The sequence below is a fragment of the Bifidobacterium porcinum genome (assembly GCF_055378475.1).
In genome coordinates this window covers 1,017,325-1,035,607 of record NZ_AP029603.1, presented here as the reverse complement: position 1 = coordinate 1,035,607, position 18,283 = coordinate 1,017,325, and the positions used below count along the sequence as shown (strand labels likewise).

The following is an 18,283-nucleotide window of genomic DNA, read 5'->3' as shown; positions in this document are numbered from 1 at the left end:
CTCGCTCCATTACACCCGTCCCGGCCAGGCTCGTCGCGCATGTCATCATGCGCCCACGAACCATATCAAACACATGGCCGCGAGGGTGGCCAGACAAGCCGGGGCCAAGGCTCCACAAGAGAACACGAGGCAGGTCAATGAAAGAACTCGAAGAGCGCATCCGTCGTGACGGTATCGTCAAGCCGGGGAACGTCCTCAAAGTGGACGCGTTTCTGAACCATCAATGCGATGTCAAGTTGTTCGACCAGATGGGCCGGGAATGGGCACGGCTGTTCGCCGGCAAGCAGATCGACAAGATCTTGACCATTGAGGCTTCAGGTATCGGCATCGCCTGTGTCGCGGCGCGTCATTTCGGCGACGTGCCGGTCGTGTTCGCCAAGAAAGCGCAGTCCATCAATCTTGACGGCGACCAGTATGTCACGAAGGTGTACTCGTTCACCAAGCAGCGCGAATTCCCGGTCATCGTGTCCAAGCGCTTCCTGAACCCCGGCGAGCATGTGCTGCTCATTGATGATTTCCTCGCCAATGGCAAGGCGATGGAGGGGCTGATCGAGCTGTGCCACGAGGCAGGCGTGGTGGTCGAAGGCATCGGCATCGCCATCGAGAAGGGCTTCCAGGACGGCGGCGCGAAGCTGCGCGAGGCCGGCTATGACCTGCAATCGTTGGCAATTGTGGACTCGATGGATCCGGACACCGGTGCAATCACGTTCCGCGAAGCCTGACGGGTTGCGCACAGGAAATACGTAGACAGCAGAGAGACCAAGAAAAAAGACAGGCAGGAGCTATATGGGCAACCCCATCGAAACGCCGTCGGAGCATGACAAGACGGCAGCCGAGGAGAATGTGACAACGACAGCACAGACAACGGCAACAACAACTCAGGACAACGCGACGCAAGGCAAACCTGTACAAGGCAACACCGTGCAAGACACCGCCACGAAGAAGAACACGCCGGAGACCACGGCCGCCGCCGCATCAGCCGGAACGGAGAAAGCCGCAACATCCAACCCGCTGACCAAACTTGACGGCAAAATCTCCTTCTGGAAAGGCATCCCCTTCGGCCTGCAGCATGTGATGGCGATGTTCGTGGCGAATCTCGCCCCGATTTTCCTTGTGACGGCGGCCGCGAAGATGAGCCCGGAACAGTCCGCGATGATCATCCAGAACGGCCTGCTGGTCGCCGGCCTCGGCACGTGCCTTCAGCTGTACCCGTTGTGGCGTATCGGCAGCCGTCTGCCCATGGTCACCGGTATTTCCTTCACGTACGTGGCAGCGGCCATCGCCGTGGTCAGCGACAAAGGGTATGGCGCGGTTGTCGGCGCGGTGATGGTCGGCGGTCTGCTTGAACTCGTGCTCGGCCTGACCGCACAGTTCTGGCGCCGTTTCGTCCCGCCGATCGTCTCGGCAATCGTGGTCACCTCGATCGGTTTCTCGCTGCTCAGCGTCGGCGCGACATCATTCGGCGGCGGCTCCGGCGCCAAGGATTTCGGCAGCTGGCAGAATCTGACCCTCGGTCTGGTCTCCCTGGTTGCCTGCCTGGCGTTCCAGCTGCTGATGAAGGGCACCGCCAAGCAGCTGTCAGTGCTCTTCGGCCTCGTGGTGGGCTACGTGGTGGCCTTGTTCATGGGCAAGGTCGATTTCTCGGGGTTCCAGAACTTGGCAGTGCTCAGCGCACCGCATGTCATGCCGTTCAAGGTGCAGTTCGACGCGGGCGCGATCATCTCCTTCGCCCTGTTGTACGTGGTGTCCTCGGTCGAAGTGCTTGGCGACACCGCCGCCTTGGCGAAGGTCGGTCTCAACCGTGCGCCTTCCGAGCGTGAAACCGCCGGCGCAATCGCCGGTGACGGCCTGATTTCCAGCGTCTCCGGCCTGTTCGGCTGCCTGCCGCTGACATCGTTTGCACAGAATATCGGGCTTGTGGCGATGACCAAGGTCGTTAACCGCAAGGTGATTCTCTCCGGCGGCCTGATCCTGGTGCTCGCAAGCTTCGTCCCCGGCATCGCCGCAGTGTTCAACTCATTGCCACAGGCGGTGCTTGGCGGCTGCACCATCATGATGTTCGGCACGATCGTGCTCTCCGGCTTCCAGATGATCGCCGAAGCGGGCTTCACACAGCGCAATATCGCCATCGCAGCACTCAGCTTGACCATCGGCATCGGCTTCACACAGGTGCAGGGCATATTCTCCCAGTTCCCCTCCCTGTTCCAGTCGATTTTCGCGAGCAACTGCATCGCGCTGGCCTTCGTGGTCGCGGTCATTCTTAACGCGGTACTGCCCAGCGAAGAGCATTTCCTTGCGTCGAACGGCGCAGTTAACGAAAAGCGCTGAATCTCATAGACGTTCGTAGACGTTCCAAAGCGGCGACACCGGAAGAAACCATCTCTCCTGGTGTCGCCGTTTTCGTTAGCGTATTTCCCGTCTGTAATACCGAATCACCTGGATTTGTGAGACAATGATGGTACCTGGGTACACCCGGCGGCGAAGGGAAGCCTTATGGACCGTTACACGAGCACGATGACCGAGCTCATCGGTCTGATGCGCATCATCGGCAATGACACCCAGCAGTGCGAGGTCAAGGAATGCAAGCGCAAGATGTCCTCGACCATCACCGAGACGCTGTCCGCGTTCTCCAATGGTTCCGGCGGCTGGATCATTCTCGGCTTGTCGGAGAAGAACGGGTTCACGCCGGTCGAGGGGTTCAACGCGCGCGCCATGCAGGAGGCGCTCAGCCAGGCGTGCGAGCGGCTCACCCCGGTGGTGCGCCCGGTAATCGTCACCTGCCCGTTCGAGGGAACCAACCTGGTGTTCGCGCGGGTAGACGAGATGCAGCCGCGGCTCAAACCGTGTTTCATCACCGCGCTCGGCCCGCATGATGGGTCGTTCATCCGTACAGGTGACGGGGACCGGCATATGACCGCCTATGAGGTCGACCGGCTTATCGAGGAGCACAACCAGCCCACGTATGATCTCGATCTTGTTCCGCGAGCGACTATCGATGACCTCGATCCGGACTTGGTCCAAGCGGTGACCGGCAATGCGCGCGAACGGCACCCGCATGTGTTCACCGACCGCAGTGACGAACAGGTGCTGTGCGATTTGCAGGCGTTACGCCACGACGACAGTGACGCCTCCCGGGTCGGCGGCGTGCTGCGCCCCACACTCGCCGGTTTGCTTGCGCTCGGCAGGTACCCGCAGAAATACTATCCGCGGCTCGGCGTGTCGGTCGCGGTGTTTCCCGGCACCAACGCCGATGACGTGTTCCGCGGCGACGAATCGCTGATTGCGACACAGCATGTGGTCGGCTCCATTCCGGTGATGATTGAGGACACCACGGAATCGCTGATGCGCTGGATCGGCGCGCGCAAACCCGAATACCCGCCGGACGCCTTGCGCGAGGCGATTGCGAACGCGCTCATCCACCGCGACTACTCCCCCGACGCGCAAGGCACGCCCGTGCATGTCAACGTGTTCACCGACCGCATCACCATCACGAATCCCGGCGGATTGTACGGCACCGTCACGCAGGAGGTGCTTTCCAAACGTCCCCAGGGCGACGGGCCGACGATGACATCCACGCGTAACCAGTTCCTGTTTACGCTGCTCGAACTCACGCCGTCACCGCGCGGCGGCATGGTCGTGGCCTCCGAAGGCGACGGGTTCCGGCAGATCTTCTCCCAGTTGCGTGAGGCGGGTATCGAACCGGCGGCGGCACGCAACGAGCATGGCATGTTCACGATGACATTCACGAAACGCAAGCTCCATACCGTTGACTCGCCATCCGAGGTTTCCCGGGCGATTCTGGACCTGTTGGAACGCCATTCGGCGATGAGTGCGAAGGAAATCATCCGCGAACTGCATCTGACGCCGCTCGCCGTGGCATCCGGGTTGCGCGAGCTCGTGCGCGCCGGGGAGGTCGCTCAGGCGCATCCGGCGGCCGAGGACGGGACCAAACGCTACCGGCTGCGCGGGCGGTGAGAAGGCATTGCCGAATTGACGAATCGACCGCAACGGGCTTGGAAAGACAGCGTTGTAAGCACGTTTGGCATCGGCTGCAACCGTGTGCAAAGCATCAAGGCTTGCGGACGAATCGCTCCCACTGACGTACGCGCTCCCGCATGCCGTTAAGGTCGAGCACGCCGCATGCGAAGCCCTTGCGCACCAGTTGCGGCGGCAGGAAGCGGTCATACTTGTTGAAATCCGGGATCTCGTCGGGGTACATGAGCGTCAGTGGGTCGGTAAGTTCGCGGGCGGCCTGCGTAACCGCCGCGTAGAACGCCTGCGCGTTGGCGTCCATGGTGAAGGTCATGTAGTAGGGCGAGAAGGCCTCCAAGCCCTTGAGCCCGAGGCTTGGCGCGCACCGCAGAAGCAGCAGGCGCTTAAGCGCAAGGAACGCGTATGTGCCGAGCCAAGGGAACAGCGCCCACATGTTGCCGCCCAGGTGGCGCAACGGCTGGTCGGCGAGCCCCATGACCGCCGCGTCAACGTGCGCCTGTTGCAATCTGGCCGCGGCGTTGCGCATGAGATACGGGTAGGTGGTTTCCGGCGGCTCCAGAAGCACCTGCCGCATGCGTTCGAGGATCACTGTGTTGATATCCCCGGGCACGTCGCCGAAATAGGCAGGCACTTTGCCTTTGACCATGGTGCAGTACACGATATGCCGTTTGCGGTCCACCTCGTCGACCACCCATACGTGCCCGGCGATGGCGATTTTCTCGCCGGCGGGAGGCGGAGCCACCAGTGTGCCGATCTCCTGCGATTCGCTGCGTACGCTGTACTCCTCGTTCTCTTGGAATACCGCGTAGAACTTGAAGTTGCTGGTGATGCGCTCCCCTGCCACGCCGACGATCAGACCGCCGCGTTCAGTGGTCTCGATATGGTCGATTCCAATCAGGTGGCGCAGGAGGATCCGGTAATCGTCCTGCGTGACGCGTTTGAACACGGCGAGCGAAAGCACCTGGGACGCCAGTTGCGCAGGCGTCATCTCACCTGAAGAGGCGAGCGTGCTCATGGTCTGGTGGTACAGGAGACTGTAGGGCAGGCCGTCAAGCCGGGGCGGCTCCACCCAGCGGCGTTCCACATACAGCTGGATGAGCGCGATGCCTTGGATGAGTTTCCACGGGATGATATCCGGCGCCATGTCGCGCGATTGCGGCGGATCCTCACGCATGACGAACCACATTTCCTGCGGCTGGTCGCGTCTGCCGGTGCGTCCCATGCGTTGGAGGAACGAGGAGACGGTGAATGGCGCGTCGATTTGGAACGCGCGTTCGAGCCGGCCGATGTCGATGCCCAGTTCGAGGGTCGCGGTCGTGACGGTGGTCATGCAGCTGTTCTCGTCCTTCATTTCCTCTTCGGCGCTCTGCCTGATGGGCGCCGAAAGGTTGCCGTGGTGGATGAGGAAGCGGTCCGCCTCATGCCGTACCTCGCAGTACTGGCGCAAGGTGGTGGTCACGGCTTCGGCTTCCTCGCGGGAATTGCAGAATACGAGGCATTTGCGGCCACGCGTGTGTTCGAAGATGTAGCCGATGCCAGGGTCAGCGGACTGCGGGGCGGAGTCCGAGGCGGGTTCGGATTGGGCGATCGGGCCGGTAAGTGACTTGTCTTGCCGTTCGCGCGGGGATTCAAGCGGGGATTCCATAGAGGATTCAGGTTGGGTTTCACCGGTAAGCGTTGCTTCCGTCTGTTCCAACAATGGTCGGGTTTCGCCGTCAACCGCATGAGGGTTGCTTGCAAATGCCGGCATGCGTAGTCCCCTCTGCGAAGCTTGCGGGCCGCTATTGAAGAAATGCTCCATGGACAGCCGCCAGGTCTGGCCACTGGCGCCGATATTCGGTACAACCGTGCCCTTGCCGGTTCCTGCGCTCAGGAATTGCGCTGCCTGCTTCGGGTCGCCGATGGTGGCGGACAGCCCGATGCGGCGCGGGTTGACGCCCGCCATGCGGGACAACCGTTCAATCAGGCACAAGGTCTGCCCACCACGATCGCCGCGCATCAACGCGTGCAGTTCGTCAATCACGATGAACCGCAGGTCGCCGAACAGCGCGGGTATGGCCGCATGCCGGTGCAGGAGCATCGCCTCAAGCGATTCGGGCGTGATCTGCAAAATCCCCGAGGGGTGTTTCATGAGTTTGCGCTTGTGGGATTGCGAAACGTCGCCATGCCAATGCCATACAGGGATATCGCCTTGCGCGCACACTTCGTTGAGCCGGTCGAATTGGTCGTTGATCAGGGCTTTGAGCGGGGCAATATACAACGCACCGACCGATGCCGGAGGGTCTTCGGCCATGAGGGTGAGGATTGGGTAGAACGCGGCCTCCGTTTTGCCGGATGCGGTCGAGGCGCTGAGCAGCACGTTCTGGTCGGTGCCGAAAATCGCCTCACCCGCCGCGACCTGCACGCCGCGCAGGCTCTGCCATCCGTGCTCGTAAATCGTGTCCTGGATGAACGGCGCGTACCGGTTGAACACGTCCATGCGCGGCTCTCCTTTGCTCATTGCTTCATCGCCTTATTGCCTTACCGACGACAACCTACTGTATATCTGTTCTCCATATCAGTTACACACCAGCCTTGCCAAGGTGTGAGAAGTTCAGATCGTGAACTGGGCGTACTGTCCGCCCGCTTGCGGGCTCATCCCGTCGGACGGGTCGCCCTGCGCGTAGGAGAATTCGTCGGATGCCAGCAAATCGGCGGGTTTCTTGTCGGGATGCTGGTAGAGGATGTCCAACAGCTCGATGAAATCACGGATCACCTCGCGCGGTGTAATATGCGAATCCGCTCCAACCCGCTCATATTCCACGCGTATGAACATCGCGAGGTCGTCATCGCCCAATACCGGCTCATACCCGTAGAGCCGGGCGTGAATATCGGCGAGCTTGCCCGCGAGCACGAGCATCTCCTCTGGTCCCAGCGGGTCGAGGTGAATGACCGGGGCCAACAGGTCGCGTGACCCCTCCTTGGAAAACCGCCCGTCGGCGAGCCGGCTACGCAGCGCCTCATAGCTGTAGATGCCGCGATGTCGGTCCTCCACGCACTGCGGGGTGCCGCACATAATGATGCCCAAGTGATGCACCTTGCCCTGCATGGTGTCGTTGTACATGGTGAGCATCTTCTCGTAGTTGTTCTGCCGACTGATGGCGTTCGGGATTTTGTAGATGTTGACCAGTTCATCGATCATGACGATCAGCCCGCGATAACCGGCCTTGACGAGGAAGTCGGCGAACAACTTGAGATAGTCGTACCAGTTGTCGTCGCCGATGATGACGCCGACGCCCAGCTCGCCGCGCGCCTCGGTCTTGGTCGCGTATTCGCCGCGGAACCATTTGAGGACGCGCCCCACGGTCTCATCATCGCCTTGTTGGCTGGCATGGTAGTACATGGTCAGCAGGCGCGCGAAATCGAAGCCGTGGACCATGTCCTGCATGGATGCGATGGTCTCGGCGATGGTTTGGTCCACGCGGGCTGCGAATTCAGGGTCGTCAGGGCCGGGCATAGCACCGGTTTCGCCGGCGAGCGCGGCGGCGGTGTCAGTTTGTACGGTGGCGATCCACCGGTCGAGGATGAGCGGGAGTGCCCCGCCTTCCGGCCGTGTTTTGGTGGACATGTTGCGCATGAGTTCACGGTAGGTGGCCAGGCCTTGCCCTTTGGTGCCTTGCAGGCGGCGTTCCGGGGAGAGGTCGGCGTCGACAACGACGAAGCCGCGGTCCATGACGTGGGTGCGGACGGCTTGTAGGAGGAAGCTTTTGCCGCTGCCGTAGCGGCCTTCGATGAAGCGGAATGCTGCTCCCCCGCCTTCGATGATGTCGACGTCGTGGAGGATCGCTTCGATTTCGTGGCGGCGGCCGACGGTGATGTAGGGCAGGCCGATGCGGGGTACGACGCCGCCTTTGAGGGAGTTGATGATGACTCCGGCGATGCGTTTGGGGACTTGTCGGCGTGGCGTAGTCTGCCCTGCTTCCGCACTGTCAGGGGTGTTGGCTGCCGATTCGGTATGGTCCATGTGCGCGTCCTTCACGTTGGTATGGTGGCGTGCGGCTAGCGTGCCAGCCATTGCCGCAGGTCGTCTTCGTAGTCTTCGATGATAACGGGCCGGTCGCCGTCGAATTCGATGACGGTGTCGCCGATCTCGTCCATCATGCGTTCGTTGATCCGGTCTACCAGCATACTCAGGCTTTCGTGCCGGCGGCGCAGCTCGTCCTCGTATGGTTCGTCGTTGAGCAGTGAGCGAACAAGGAAGTGTTCGGGGTCCGTGGTGTCGTCTTGCGGTACCGGCTTGTGCACGGGCGCGGGAGCCGGGGGCGTTGCCGGTTCGTCTGCTGGAGTCACGGCGGGAGCCGGTGTCGGTATGGACTCGGGAACGGGTACGGGCACAGGCGTTTTTTCGGTTGCCGGATGTTCCGCCTGTTCAGCCTGCTGCATTGCGGATGCCTGTTTTTCTGGCGGTTTCATGCGGTTTTTCGGTGTCGGTTCGGTCGGCGTGTCTTGGTCGTCGACGATGAGCGCGTCCCGGGTGAGGTCGGCGTCGTGGCGGATGCTGGCGAGCGCCTGCATGTCGATGGTGATATGTGGCCGGGCGGCTTCTTCGCGTTCGTGTTCAATGGTCTCGATTGTCCGGGTGATGACCGGTGTCAGGCTTGCGGCGAGACTGCCTGATGCGGGCGCTTTCATGGGGTGGCCGAAGTGGTGGTACAGGCGTAGTTGCCTGTCGATTTCGCGGGTGATGTCGCCGAATGTGCGATTTATGGAGCCGTTCAGGTTGTAGGCGTGCAGGTGCCAGCCGTCCTCGGGGGTCCACTGGTAGTAGCGGATGGGGTCGATGGTCACGGTTTGTGGTTCATGCCTGGTCAGGCGCATGAGCCCGTAGTCGGGCTGCGGCTGGTAGCGCTGCGCGTCAAGGTAGATTGCATCCCAAAACAGGGATGTGCTTTCTTGCGGCAGTGGGCCGAAGCAGGTGTCGGCAAGGCTGGAGGCGCGGGTTTTCAAGTGTTCGTCAATGGCTATGCAGATACGGCGCAGGGAGTAGCGCATGATGTCGGCGTGGCGTTTGACGAATGCCGAGGTGTTCAAGTGGTATCCGGACAGGTGTGTGACCGCGTTGAGGTAGTCTTCGTCGCTGGCGGACTCGGGGTGCGTGAGGGTGTCGATCATCTCGTCGTAGGCGATGACTGGGAAGGTGTCCTCGCTGATGTATGCGGTGAGGTTGCGGTCGATGAGGTAGTCGCGAATCCACATGTCGATGGTTTCCGCGTAGCGGCGGTCCTGCCAGGCGTAGTCGTGGGTGATGCGGGCGAGTTGGCGGAAGCCTTGGTCGGCGTCGGGTGCGATGCCGCAGATGATTTCGTAGGCGCGGACTTTGGAGAACGCCATGCACGTGTCGTACCAGTCGCGTTCGCGCGGGGTGGGGCCGGCGTCGCCGTCGATTCTGGTCCGGTCCGGGTGGTCTGCCTGGTCGGTGCGGTCAAGGAACCGGGTGCGCCAGGCGAAATATCCGCGCAGCTGGTGGTTGTCCATATCCCGGTAGGTGGGGTGCTGCCAGCGGAAGATGCCGTGCCAGTCGTAGTCGTCGCGGTAGTCGGCCACGGATGCGCCTTGCAGATAGAAGTCGAGGGCGCGGCCGAGCGTCACGTCGCGGAAAGTGTAGTGGGCGCGGATGGCTCGCATGCGGCGCAGGCGGGCGGGTAGGATGCTTTGCCGGGAGTTGCTTTGCCGTGTGGTAGTCGGGCGGGCCGGGCGCAGAGGGCGCACTGGGCGAGACGGGCGTGCGGCGAGGTCTGATTCCTCGGGCATGATGATGGGCTGGTCGCGGTACGGCCGTGGTATGGCTCGCCCCGCGGGCTGGTTCGGGTGTGCGGGCTGGGTTGTTTCGGATGCGATGGAGTCGTTGCGCCCGTAGACCGTTCCGGTATCTGCGGAATCGGGATACGGTTCGTAGCCGCCGGGCTGGATGCCCGGACGGCGGTGAGTGTTGGCAGGCTGGCTACCGGCATCCTCGACACGCCCGAAAACGCCGGGCGCAACGGTCCTGTCCAATGCGGGAGCGCCCGATGCGGCGGGTTTTATGGGGATAGGCGTGTCAGTGTACACCGTGTCATGCATTCGCACCCGCGTCGAGGTGGCATCATCCGTCGAGACGGATTGCTGCGATGGGTCTTCCAGCGTCGCTATAGGGTTCGTTTTCGTTTCGGGCGCCGAGAATCGCGTTGCTTGCACGGAGGCACCCTCTGCGGGCAGGGATGCCATCGCGTAGGATGACGTCAGATAGTCGGCCATGGTTGGCAGATCAACCGTCCCATCAAGTTTGATGAACATCCACGTGTCATGGTCGGCCTTGATGGTCGGCCCAAACCCCGGAAGGGTGAGCAACGACGCGATATGCGATGACTCGCAGCGCACGACGAGATCATGCCCGCCGATCAGCATGGCGTATCTCCTGCCGGTCGCCGGGTGGTCGAAAACCAGGCTTCCCGGCACTCGCCCGCCCGGGCGGGGTTGGGTATGCAGCCGCTGTAGCGCAAACCGTGCAATCTCCTGCACGGAATCCCGTGTTCCGCCCGTTAATGCCATACCGCCGAGTCTAGCGTGGACGCCTCACCGTGTGAGACGGGCGTTGTAGCAGCCGCATCACAGCCGATACGATACCGGTATGAGAATCGCGCTGGCACAAATGGGCATGACCCGCAGCATCGAAGACAATCTCAAGACAAGCCTTGCGATGATTGCCGACGCTGCCCGCAGCCATGCCGATATGGTCGTCTTCCCGGAAATCCAGTTCTCCCCGTTCTTCCCGCAATACCCGGCATCGTCTTCTCCCCTCGACGCGGGCGGGTACACGATGCGGCTCGACGACCCTGCGATCGAAGCGATCCGCAAGGCGTGTTCGGACAGGCGGATCATGGCATGCCCGAACGCGTATCTTATGGAGCCAGACGGCCGCAGGATCGACACCACGCTCGTCATCGGCGCCGACGGCAGCCTGCTCGGCCGGCAAGGCATGGTGCATGTCGCGCAGGCGGAATGCTTCTACGAGCAGGATTATTACGCGCCGGATGATACGATCCGCGTCATCGACACGCCGTTCGGCACGATTGGCGTCTGCGTGTGTTTCGACCGCCACTACCCCGAGACGATCCGCACGCTCGCCTTGCGCGGTGCCGGCCTCGTGGTCATCCCCACTGCCAACACGAGCGCCGAACCAGAGGAGATGTTCCTTCAAGAGGTGCGCGTGCAGGCGTTCCAGAACAGTGTCAATATCGCGATGTGCAACCGTGTCGGCGTCGAGGATGCGATGCGTTTCGACGGGCGGAGCGTCATCGTCGGGCCAGACGGCAAAGTGTTGGCGCTCGCCGGCGAGAAGCCTTGCCTGCTGGCCTCCGACATCAATCTTGACGCGGCCAAGGCGATGCGGAACGCCAAGCCGTACACGAGTCTGCGGCGGCCGGGATTGTACGCCTGAACGCACTTTCATGCGTGAGGAAACGTCTGATCTAAACAGTGGAAACGTTTGCGTACGCTGAATCACGTTTGAAAACGTTTGCGACCGTTCTATGAGGCACGAGGCTGGAGACTCGAGGCTCGAGGCTCAAGGCTGTATGCCGGCGGCTGAGGTTCGCGGTTCGGCGGATGCTGGCGTCAGGCCTCGTGTCGCAGTAGCCGGCTGCGTAGATTACGGATATCGCGTTCGATTTCACGGATCGTGGCGGTGAAGGCGGCGTCATCCTTGCCGGTCGGGTCTTCGAGCCCCCAGTCTTCACGCGAGCTGGCGGACAGCACCGGGCAGGCGACACCGCAACCCATGGTGACCACGACATCGATCGGCGGCAGCTGGTCGAGTGTCTTAGGATGCTGCCCGTTCGCCAGCATATCGATGCCGTACAGGCTGCGCATGAGTCGCACGGCGTCCGGGTTGATTTCGGATTTGATGCTGGTGCCGGCGGAACATGATTCGAACGCGTCTGCGGCGAGCGCCCTGCCCAATGCTTCGGCAATCTGGCTGCGGCAAGAGTTGTGAGTGCAGATGAATGCGACTTTGGGCAGTGTCATCGGTTCCTTGGCTTTCTGGCTTCTTGACGGTTGATGATGAGTGATGAGTGATTAGTGATTAGCAATTAGCAATCGTGCGTGGTCTGTCGCAGTGGTGTCGGTGCTGTTTGATTGCGGTGCGCGGTGTTGCCGCCGGTTACCTGTCGGCCGGCACAGGCAGGACCGCAGCTCAGAAGGTCAGGCGCATCTCATGCCAGGGCACTCCCCCGTGTGTGGATGTGGACATGCCTTCGTCTTGGAAACCGAAGGCTGCGTAAAACTGTACGAGCCGATCCTTGCAGGTGAGGACCACTCCGCGACGGCCTTGCTCGCGTGCGGTTTCGATTGCGTGGCGCAACACGCGTCCCGCATAGCCGTGACGTCGGTAATCCGGGTGAGTGTCCACGCCGAAGATCATCTGCCACGCGCCTTGGGGATCGTGCATGCCGGCATCGTCGTACATCTCGTCGAGCAGATGCGGCTGGTCAGTGACCATGCCGTTGACGAAGCTCACGAGCCGTGTGCCGCCGTCAAGGCCGTGTTGGGCTTCCAACAGCCAGAAATGGTCGGGGAATACCGCGAGCCGGCTGCTGATTGACGCGCGACTGGCCGCCTCCGCCGGCGGAAAGCATATCTGTTCGAGCCGGTCGAGGGCGTCAAGATCCTGCACGGTTGCCGTGCGGATCGGCAGCAGGGTGAACGATGGCGTCAGTGTGCTCATGCGGCCAATGGTATCGCGCCTTGGGGTCATGGCAGTCCCACTGTCATTTTCGTCTTGCGGCGAACCGCGAGACAGCCAGGCCCGCCACGATGAACGCGAGCGCGAACAATGCCATGAGACCGGTTGCGGCAGCCCACCGGCTCATGTCGGGTGTGCCGGTCATGGCACTGCCTTGCCCGCCGAACGCGTCATACACGCCGTCCACGTACCACCAGCCGGGCAGTAGGCGTGCAAACGCTTGCAACGATGAGGGCATGAGCCATTGCGGCAGCCACGCGTCGGACAGGAACGCGGAGGCGAGCGTCACGGTGTTGACGATGCCGTTCATCGCGGCGGTGGAAACCCGGCATTGGCCGATGAGGAACCCCAGTGCGCTGACCGTCAAGGAGAATACGAACGTGCCGATAAGCGAGAACAACAATGGCCGCCACCCGATGCCGGCAAGGCCGCCCTGGCAGACTGCGGAGCAGGCGATGGCGACACCGATGCAGCACAGCCATACCACGGCGGATGCGCCGCAGCAGACGAGCAACACCTGTGCCCAGATGGCATGGCCGGGTTCGGCTGACACGCCGACCCTGCGCATGGTGGTCGGCTTGTTGAACGCGGTGATGATGACAATCATGATGAACGCGATGTTGAGCATCAGCGGGTACAGCATGGTAGCGAGGGTCGCGGCGAAGACCCGGCCGCTCGGAGTGAGACTTCCTGCGGCTGACGAGCCATGCGCGTGGCTTGGGGCAGCCGCAGCCACTTGGACGGACTGGCCGCTTTCCGCGCGCGCCTTGGCCACGGTGGCGGCTGCTTGGGCGAGCGATGCGTCTTGGCCGGCAAGCATGGCTGATTTCAGTGATCCGAGGAACCCGTTGATTTGGATGGTGAGCATCCGCGCCGCCGCAGAACCGTTGGAATCAGTGCCATTCCCTGCACCCGCCAGGCTCAGCGCGGGCAGAGTGCCCTGCGTTCGCGCCGCCTTGGTGAACGATGCCGTATAGCCTTGCGGGACGATGATAATCACATCAACATAGTCCGTGGCGATGGCATCTTGGATGGCCTGCGTAGTGTCCTCGATGTCAACGATGTCTGCCGAGGACGAGAGATACGAACGCAGTGCGGCGCCTGTGGCGTGACCGCCGGCGCTGTCACGGTCAATAATCGCCAGGGATGCTGCGGGCGGCTCATAGGCGCTGGTCTGATCGTCGTCGGAGGCGAGTCCGATGCCGATACTGAGCATGGCGGCCATGACCCCGGTCGCCAGCAGGTAGACCAGTAGTTGGAACATGTTTGCGCGCAGAACCAGCCATGCTGCTTTACAGGTGGTCATAGCTCACCTTCCTCAGTTCGAATGCGGCCGCCCCCAACGCGATCGCCGACATGGCGGCGAGCACTCCTACAGTGCGGGCGAACGGGACGAGACTGTCGTAATACAGCAGGTCGTAAAACAGGTTGGTCACCTGTTTGGCGGGATTGAGGTATTGCAGGGCCGGCACGGCGCGTTGCACACTGTCCGCGAAGGCCATGTTGCCGTACAGTCCGGTGAAAATCGACAGGACCAGGGAGAAAGCGACACTGATACCGCTTTTCACACCGAGCGAGATGACCGGGATTGCACCGAGCGCCAGACCAAGACAATTGGCCATGCAGGAGCCGAGCGCGATGGCGAGGATCGCGAGCTCTTCCCTTCCCGGGAAAGACACGCCCAAGACCACGCGCATATACGCGTAGACGATAAGCATGGATAGGAAAGTCGCCAGCCATGAGGACAGCATGACCGCGCCGATGCGCGCGAGACGCGACAACGGGGATACGCTGACCCTCGCTCCCAAAGGCGAGAGATTGGCTTGCAGAGCGCTGAGCATGTTGCAGGTCATGGTCATGGCCATAAGGATGCTCATCGCGAGGATTGCGACATGGTAGCGCACCATGCCGTCGGCATGCCTGATGCCGGATGCCTGTCGGGTGATCTCTTCAAAGTTTGCTCCCGCCAGAGCGGCGATCCACGCGCTGTCCGTCAGTTTCGACGGGTCATTGGCGGCCGCCTGCACGATTGCCTGTGTGACAATGCGCGAACGTTCGTTGTACTGTTCGACCAGCGTGCCGAGGGTGATCAGTGACCATGCCTGCCCGTCGGAGCCGCCGGACTTGGTCTGGGCGATATCCGTGGCGGCTCTTTGCGAGAGCGTGAGTCTCAAATCACCGGAATCCTGCATTGACAGGTAGGCGAGCACCTCGCCTTGACGCAGGAGCGTTGTGGCTTCGGCCACGTTTGCGGCGTCGATCCGCTTGAACAGTGCGATACCACTGTTCTTGCCGGTGACGGTCGATGAGCCCGAAGATGTTGACGATTCACTTGCTGACGCCGAGAACGCGTTGACGAACGTGTTCGCGCCACGGCTGGTGTTCCAAGCCGTGTCTGAGACCACGGCCACGGGTGCCGGCTCGAGGGTGACGTCGCCGGAGGCGATGGTGCCGAATACGCCTTGGATGAGCGTGGCAAGGATGACAGGGAACGCAATCATCCAGAACAGGACGGCGGGTGTGCGCAGTGAGCTTTTCAGCTCCATGACGAAGGTATGCCACATGACGATCCCCCTTAGTCGCGCAGCGCTGTACCAGTCAGCTCAAGGAACACATCGTTGAGTGTCGGCGGCTGTGAGGTGACGCGCCCGGGACGGATGTCCCCACGCCGCAGCACGTCAAGCACGTCGACCAGATTGTGTTCGCCATGCTTGCAACGGATGTCCAGCGTATCGCCACTCGCTTTCACTTCGAGGACGAATGGAAGGTTACGGATTCCTTCGGGCACGCTCCCGCGCAGACCGGCGGCCTCGATGATGATGCGCTCGCCGGTGGCGATCTGGGCTTTGAGCTCGTCCGCAGTACCGAGCGCCAAATGCCGGCCGTGGTCCATAATCAGGATGCGGTCGCAAATCAGTTCGACCTCCTCCATGTAATGGCTCGTGTAAACGACGGTCGCGCCCTGGCGGTTGAGGCGTTTGATGCCTTCGAGAATCGCATTGCGGCTTTGCGGGTCTACGGCCACGGTCGGCTCGTCGAAGAAGATGAGTTCCGGCCGGTGGGCAATCCCGCAGGCGATGTTGAGCCGGCGAAGCAGACCTCCGGAGAGTTTCTTCGGCCGATAGCGCCTGAATTCCGTGAGCCCGACGACCCCGATCGCCTCGTCGACCAACTGCTTGCGACGCTTGCGGTCCTTGACATACAGGGAGCAGAAGTAATCGATGTTCTCCTCGACGCTCAGCTCGTCGAATACGGCGACCTCTTGAGGCACGATGCCAATCCGGCGGCGAAGCTCATAGGCGGACGGGGTCATCTGCTCGCCCAGCACACGGATGTCGCCCGCCTCGAAATCCAGCAATCCCAGAATGCAGCTGATCGCCGTGGTCTTGCCTGAGCCGTTCGGCCCGAGCAGCCCGAAAATCTCGCCTCGACGCACCTGAAGGTCGAAGCCGTCAAGCGCGAGCATATCCCCGTAGCGTTTGACCAAGTGCCTGACGTTCAAGGCGGTGTCGTTCGTATCGTTCATGATTTCATTGTGTCATGCCGACACGCCGAACACGGGGAAATTAGGCGAGGGTTCGCGAGCCTGTCAGTTGCCGTCCATATCAAGGAAGACGATGGTGGCAGCCGACGCGTACGCGCCGGACGAAAGGAAGCAGCATGGCACGGATCTGCGACGAAATCGACGACGAGAACGGCAACGGGAACGCATTCCCCATGGAATTGCTCACCCAAGGCGCCGACCATGCGGCCGCCGCCCTGCTCGGCTGCCTGCTGGTACGCGACTGGCCCGACGGCACCCATAGCGCTGTCCGCATCGTGGAAACAGAGGCCTACGACCAGAACGACCCGGCAAGCCACACCTATCACGGGCGTAGCGAACGCAACCGCGCGATGTTCGGCCCGGCCGGCCACGCCTACGTGTATTTCACGTACGGCATGCACTACTGCGTCAACGTGACCGCCGGCGCGGACGGCTTCGGATGCGGCGTGCTCATCCGCGCGGGCGAACCGATCGAAGGCGTCGAACATATGACGCAACTACGTGGCGGACGCACGGGCGCCCAACTGACCAACGGGCCGGCAAAACTCTGTCAGGCGCTCGCCATTGACAAATCCTTGTACGGCCATGATTTGCGCATGCCACCGCTGCGGTTGGTACGGGCGTCGCTCAGGGAAGGCGAGCGGATTGGCTGCACGCCCCGCATCGGTATCAGCAAGGCGGCGGACCGGCCAAGACGCCTGATTATCATGGGCAATCCGTATGTGTCGAAAAGCCCGTTGAATGCGAAAGCCGTGCCGCTGGACGCTGCCGGGCCGATGCATGGGACACAAGCGAAAGGGACACAAGCGATGCAAACGATGCAGACAAGGCAAACGGTTGCAGACGACAACGGCGGCAACGGCGACAGCGACGGCAACGCCAGCTGCGATGTGAGAATCCGCCGTGTATACGAGGAACCGTCCGCGGACGACGGGCTGCGCGTGCTGGTCGACCGGCTGTGGCCGCGCGGCAGGTCCAAGCAAAGCGCGCACGTGGACGTGTGGCTCAAGGACATCGCCCCGTCCAAGGATCTGCGCACCTGGTTCGGGCATATCCCCGAACGGTTCGACGGGTTCGCGGCACGCTACCGCGCCGAGCTTGACGCCAACCCGGAAGCGGTCGGCCGCCTGCGCGGGCTCATCGCCGGCCATTCCCGAGTCACGCTCCTGTATGGCGCCAAAGACAGCGAACACAACAACGCGGTCGTCCTGCGCGAATACCTGCTCGGCGAGTGCGACCGCCACACGGATAAGGCCTAGCCGACCTGCATATTCGGGTATCGCGAGCGCATGAACGCGTCATCGAACACACGGTCCACCCAACGGCAGTACGGGTTGTCGAAGTAGACGCCGTGCGCGCGCTGCCCGTAGCGGACAATCGCGGGCACCATGAGCGACAGGTCGATCAGCATGATCACAGCGAGCACTACCGCGATGGTATGCCGGGCGTGTTCCGGAATACGGTGGACCAGTCTGAGGGCCGGCGGGAACAGCCAGCACATGCAGGCCATGCACAACAGGCCCCACACCAGCATGTAAGGTATGGTCGTGCGGCCGCCGATATTGAGTAATTTGCCGGAATAATCCCATGAGCGCGTGCCCAGCAGATACTGTTGGATCAGGCTTAACGTGAATTCCACGGCACCGCCGAGCAGCGCGCCGTAGGCGATGTACTGCCAAGGCCGGTTCGCGCGTTGCAAGGCGAGGAACATGATGACCGCGCCCATGCCGTACACCCAGTTGACGGTTGTGATGATCGACCCGCTGCGGTTCTCGAACACGCCGTGGGTCAGAGCGATCAGTACTTCCTCATACACGGTGCCGACCGTACCGGCGATGGCGAACAAGTAGACCATGTCGTAGGCGTCCCAGCGGGGCATGGTCCGCGGCTTGTCCAGCCATTGGGCACAGGCGTGGCTTCTTTGGTTCATGGTCTGGATGAGATCCTTCACACGTGCTCCTTTCGACCATCCCACTGTAACCCCA

Annotated in this window: 14 protein-coding genes and 1 pseudogene; 6 read left to right on the top strand and 9 right to left on the bottom strand. The window is 62.0% G+C overall.

Annotated features, from left to right (window positions below; genetic code table 11):
* The first annotated feature begins 137 nt into the window (after positions 1–137).
* The 3 genes from ACZ41G_RS04010 to ACZ41G_RS04000 all read left to right on the top strand — a co-directional run bounded on the left by ACZ41G_RS04010 (position 138) and on the right by ACZ41G_RS04000 (position 3,975).
* Entirely contained in the window at positions 138–722 is a 585-nt protein-coding gene (locus ACZ41G_RS04010) for a xanthine phosphoribosyltransferase (protein ID WP_033505489.1), read from the top strand.
* Positions 723–786: 64 nt separating this feature from the next.
* The gene (locus ACZ41G_RS04005; RefSeq protein WP_464146135.1) at positions 787–2,328 is read left to right on the top strand and encodes a nucleobase:cation symporter-2 family protein; all 1,542 of its coding nucleotides are present in this window, start codon (positions 787–789) and stop codon (positions 2,326–2,328) included.
* A 165-nt stretch (positions 2,329–2,493) separates the two neighbouring features.
* Positions 2,494–3,975 (top strand): ATP-binding protein, encoded by a 1,482-nt coding sequence (locus ACZ41G_RS04000; protein WP_464146133.1) that lies wholly within the window; start codon positions 2,494–2,496, stop codon positions 3,973–3,975.
* 94 nt (positions 3,976–4,069) lie between these two features.
* Here ACZ41G_RS04000 and ACZ41G_RS03995 read toward each other — a convergent pair whose 3' ends face one another.
* The 3 genes from ACZ41G_RS03995 to ACZ41G_RS03985 all read right to left on the bottom strand — a co-directional run bounded on the left by ACZ41G_RS03995 (position 4,070) and on the right by ACZ41G_RS03985 (position 10,560).
* Positions 4,070–6,493 (bottom strand): DEAD/DEAH box helicase, encoded by a 2,424-nt coding sequence (locus ACZ41G_RS03995; RefSeq protein ID WP_464146131.1) that lies wholly within the window; start codon positions 6,491–6,493, stop codon positions 4,070–4,072.
* Positions 6,494–6,586: 93 nt separating this feature from the next.
* The gene (locus tag ACZ41G_RS03990; RefSeq protein WP_464146129.1) at positions 6,587–8,047 is read right to left on the bottom strand and encodes an ATP-binding protein; all 1,461 of its coding nucleotides are present in this window, start codon (positions 8,045–8,047) and stop codon (positions 6,587–6,589) included.
* Positions 8,032–10,560, bottom strand: coding sequence for a TerB N-terminal domain-containing protein (locus ACZ41G_RS03985; RefSeq protein WP_464146127.1), 2,529 nt, complete (start codon positions 10,558–10,560; stop codon positions 8,032–8,034). Before ACZ41G_RS03985 ends, ACZ41G_RS03990 begins: the two co-directional genes overlap by 16 nt.
* A gap of 79 nt (positions 10,561–10,639) precedes the next feature.
* Between ACZ41G_RS03985 and ACZ41G_RS03980 the strand changes: the two genes are divergently transcribed.
* Positions 10,640–11,449 (top strand): carbon-nitrogen hydrolase family protein, encoded by an 810-nt coding sequence (locus ACZ41G_RS03980; RefSeq protein WP_464146125.1) that lies wholly within the window; start codon positions 10,640–10,642, stop codon positions 11,447–11,449.
* A gap of 176 nt (positions 11,450–11,625) precedes the next feature.
* On the opposite strand, the gene ACZ41G_RS03975 is transcribed toward ACZ41G_RS03980, so the two are convergent.
* From ACZ41G_RS03975 to ACZ41G_RS03955, 5 genes are all read right to left on the bottom strand, one after another.
* Positions 11,626–12,036 (bottom strand): arsenate reductase ArsC, encoded by a 411-nt coding sequence (locus tag ACZ41G_RS03975; RefSeq protein ID WP_464146123.1) that lies wholly within the window; start codon positions 12,034–12,036, stop codon positions 11,626–11,628.
* Positions 12,037–12,205: 169 nt separating this feature from the next.
* Positions 12,206–12,736 (bottom strand): GNAT family N-acetyltransferase, encoded by a 531-nt coding sequence (locus tag ACZ41G_RS03970; RefSeq protein WP_464146121.1) that lies wholly within the window; start codon positions 12,734–12,736, stop codon positions 12,206–12,208.
* 43 nt (positions 12,737–12,779) lie between these two features.
* Positions 12,780–14,060, bottom strand: a complete 1,281-nt coding sequence (locus tag ACZ41G_RS03965; protein WP_464146119.1) for an ABC transporter permease — start codon at positions 14,058–14,060, stop codon at positions 12,780–12,782.
* Positions 14,047–15,318: an ABC transporter permease gene (locus tag ACZ41G_RS03960; protein ID WP_464146117.1), complete on the bottom strand. Its 1,272-nt coding sequence runs from the start codon at positions 15,316–15,318 to the stop codon at positions 14,047–14,049. Before ACZ41G_RS03960 ends, ACZ41G_RS03965 begins: the two co-directional genes overlap by 14 nt.
* Before the next feature lie 11 nt (positions 15,319–15,329).
* Entirely contained in the window at positions 15,330–16,280 is a 951-nt protein-coding gene (locus ACZ41G_RS03955; RefSeq protein WP_464146115.1) for an ABC transporter ATP-binding protein, read from the bottom strand.
* Positions 16,281–16,414: 134 nt separating this feature from the next.
* Between ACZ41G_RS03955 and ACZ41G_RS03950 the strand changes: the two are divergent.
* Together ACZ41G_RS03950 and ACZ41G_RS03945 are read left to right on the top strand one after the other, a co-directional pair.
* Positions 16,415–17,020 (top strand): annotated as a pseudogene (locus tag ACZ41G_RS03950) (DNA-3-methyladenine glycosylase); the annotation flags it as partial.
* A 168-nt stretch (positions 17,021–17,188) separates the two neighbouring features.
* Positions 17,189–17,557 carry a DUF488 domain-containing protein gene (locus ACZ41G_RS03945; RefSeq protein WP_464146213.1) on the top strand — a complete coding sequence of 123 codons (369 nt, stop codon included), beginning with the start codon at positions 17,189–17,191 and terminating at the stop codon, positions 17,555–17,557.
* Here ACZ41G_RS03945 and ACZ41G_RS03940 read toward each other — a convergent pair.
* Positions 17,554–18,249: a putative ABC transporter permease gene (locus ACZ41G_RS03940; protein WP_464146113.1), complete on the bottom strand. Its 696-nt coding sequence runs from the start codon at positions 18,247–18,249 to the stop codon at positions 17,554–17,556. The genes ACZ41G_RS03945 and ACZ41G_RS03940 overlap by 4 nt on opposite strands.
* Positions 18,250–18,283 lie beyond the last annotated feature (34 nt).

Coding starts and splice junctions, on each gene's coding strand:
- ACZ41G_RS04010 (WP_033505489.1), top strand. CDS start 138: ATGAAAGAACTCGAAGAGCGCATCCGTCGTGACGGTATCGTCAAGCCG.
- ACZ41G_RS04005 (WP_464146135.1), top strand. CDS start 787: ATGGGCAACCCCATCGAAACGCCGTCGGAGCATGACAAGACGGCAGCC.
- ACZ41G_RS04000 (WP_464146133.1), top strand. CDS start 2,494: ATGGACCGTTACACGAGCACGATGACCGAGCTCATCGGTCTGATGCGC.
- ACZ41G_RS03995 (WP_464146131.1), bottom strand. CDS start 6,493: ATGAGCAAAGGAGAGCCGCGCATGGACGTGTTCAACCGGTACGCGCCG.
- ACZ41G_RS03990 (WP_464146129.1), bottom strand. CDS start 8,047: ATGGCTGGCACGCTAGCCGCACGCCACCATACCAACGTGAAGGACGCG.
- ACZ41G_RS03985 (WP_464146127.1), bottom strand. CDS start 10,560: ATGGCATTAACGGGCGGAACACGGGATTCCGTGCAGGAGATTGCACGG.
- ACZ41G_RS03980 (WP_464146125.1), top strand. CDS start 10,640: ATGAGAATCGCGCTGGCACAAATGGGCATGACCCGCAGCATCGAAGAC.
- ACZ41G_RS03975 (WP_464146123.1), bottom strand. CDS start 12,036: ATGACACTGCCCAAAGTCGCATTCATCTGCACTCACAACTCTTGCCGC.
- ACZ41G_RS03970 (WP_464146121.1), bottom strand. CDS start 12,736: ATGAGCACACTGACGCCATCGTTCACCCTGCTGCCGATCCGCACGGCA.
- ACZ41G_RS03965 (WP_464146119.1), bottom strand. CDS start 14,060: ATGACCACCTGTAAAGCAGCATGGCTGGTTCTGCGCGCAAACATGTTC.
- ACZ41G_RS03960 (WP_464146117.1), bottom strand. CDS start 15,318: ATGTGGCATACCTTCGTCATGGAGCTGAAAAGCTCACTGCGCACACCC.
- ACZ41G_RS03955 (WP_464146115.1), bottom strand. CDS start 16,280: ATGAACGATACGAACGACACCGCCTTGAACGTCAGGCACTTGGTCAAA.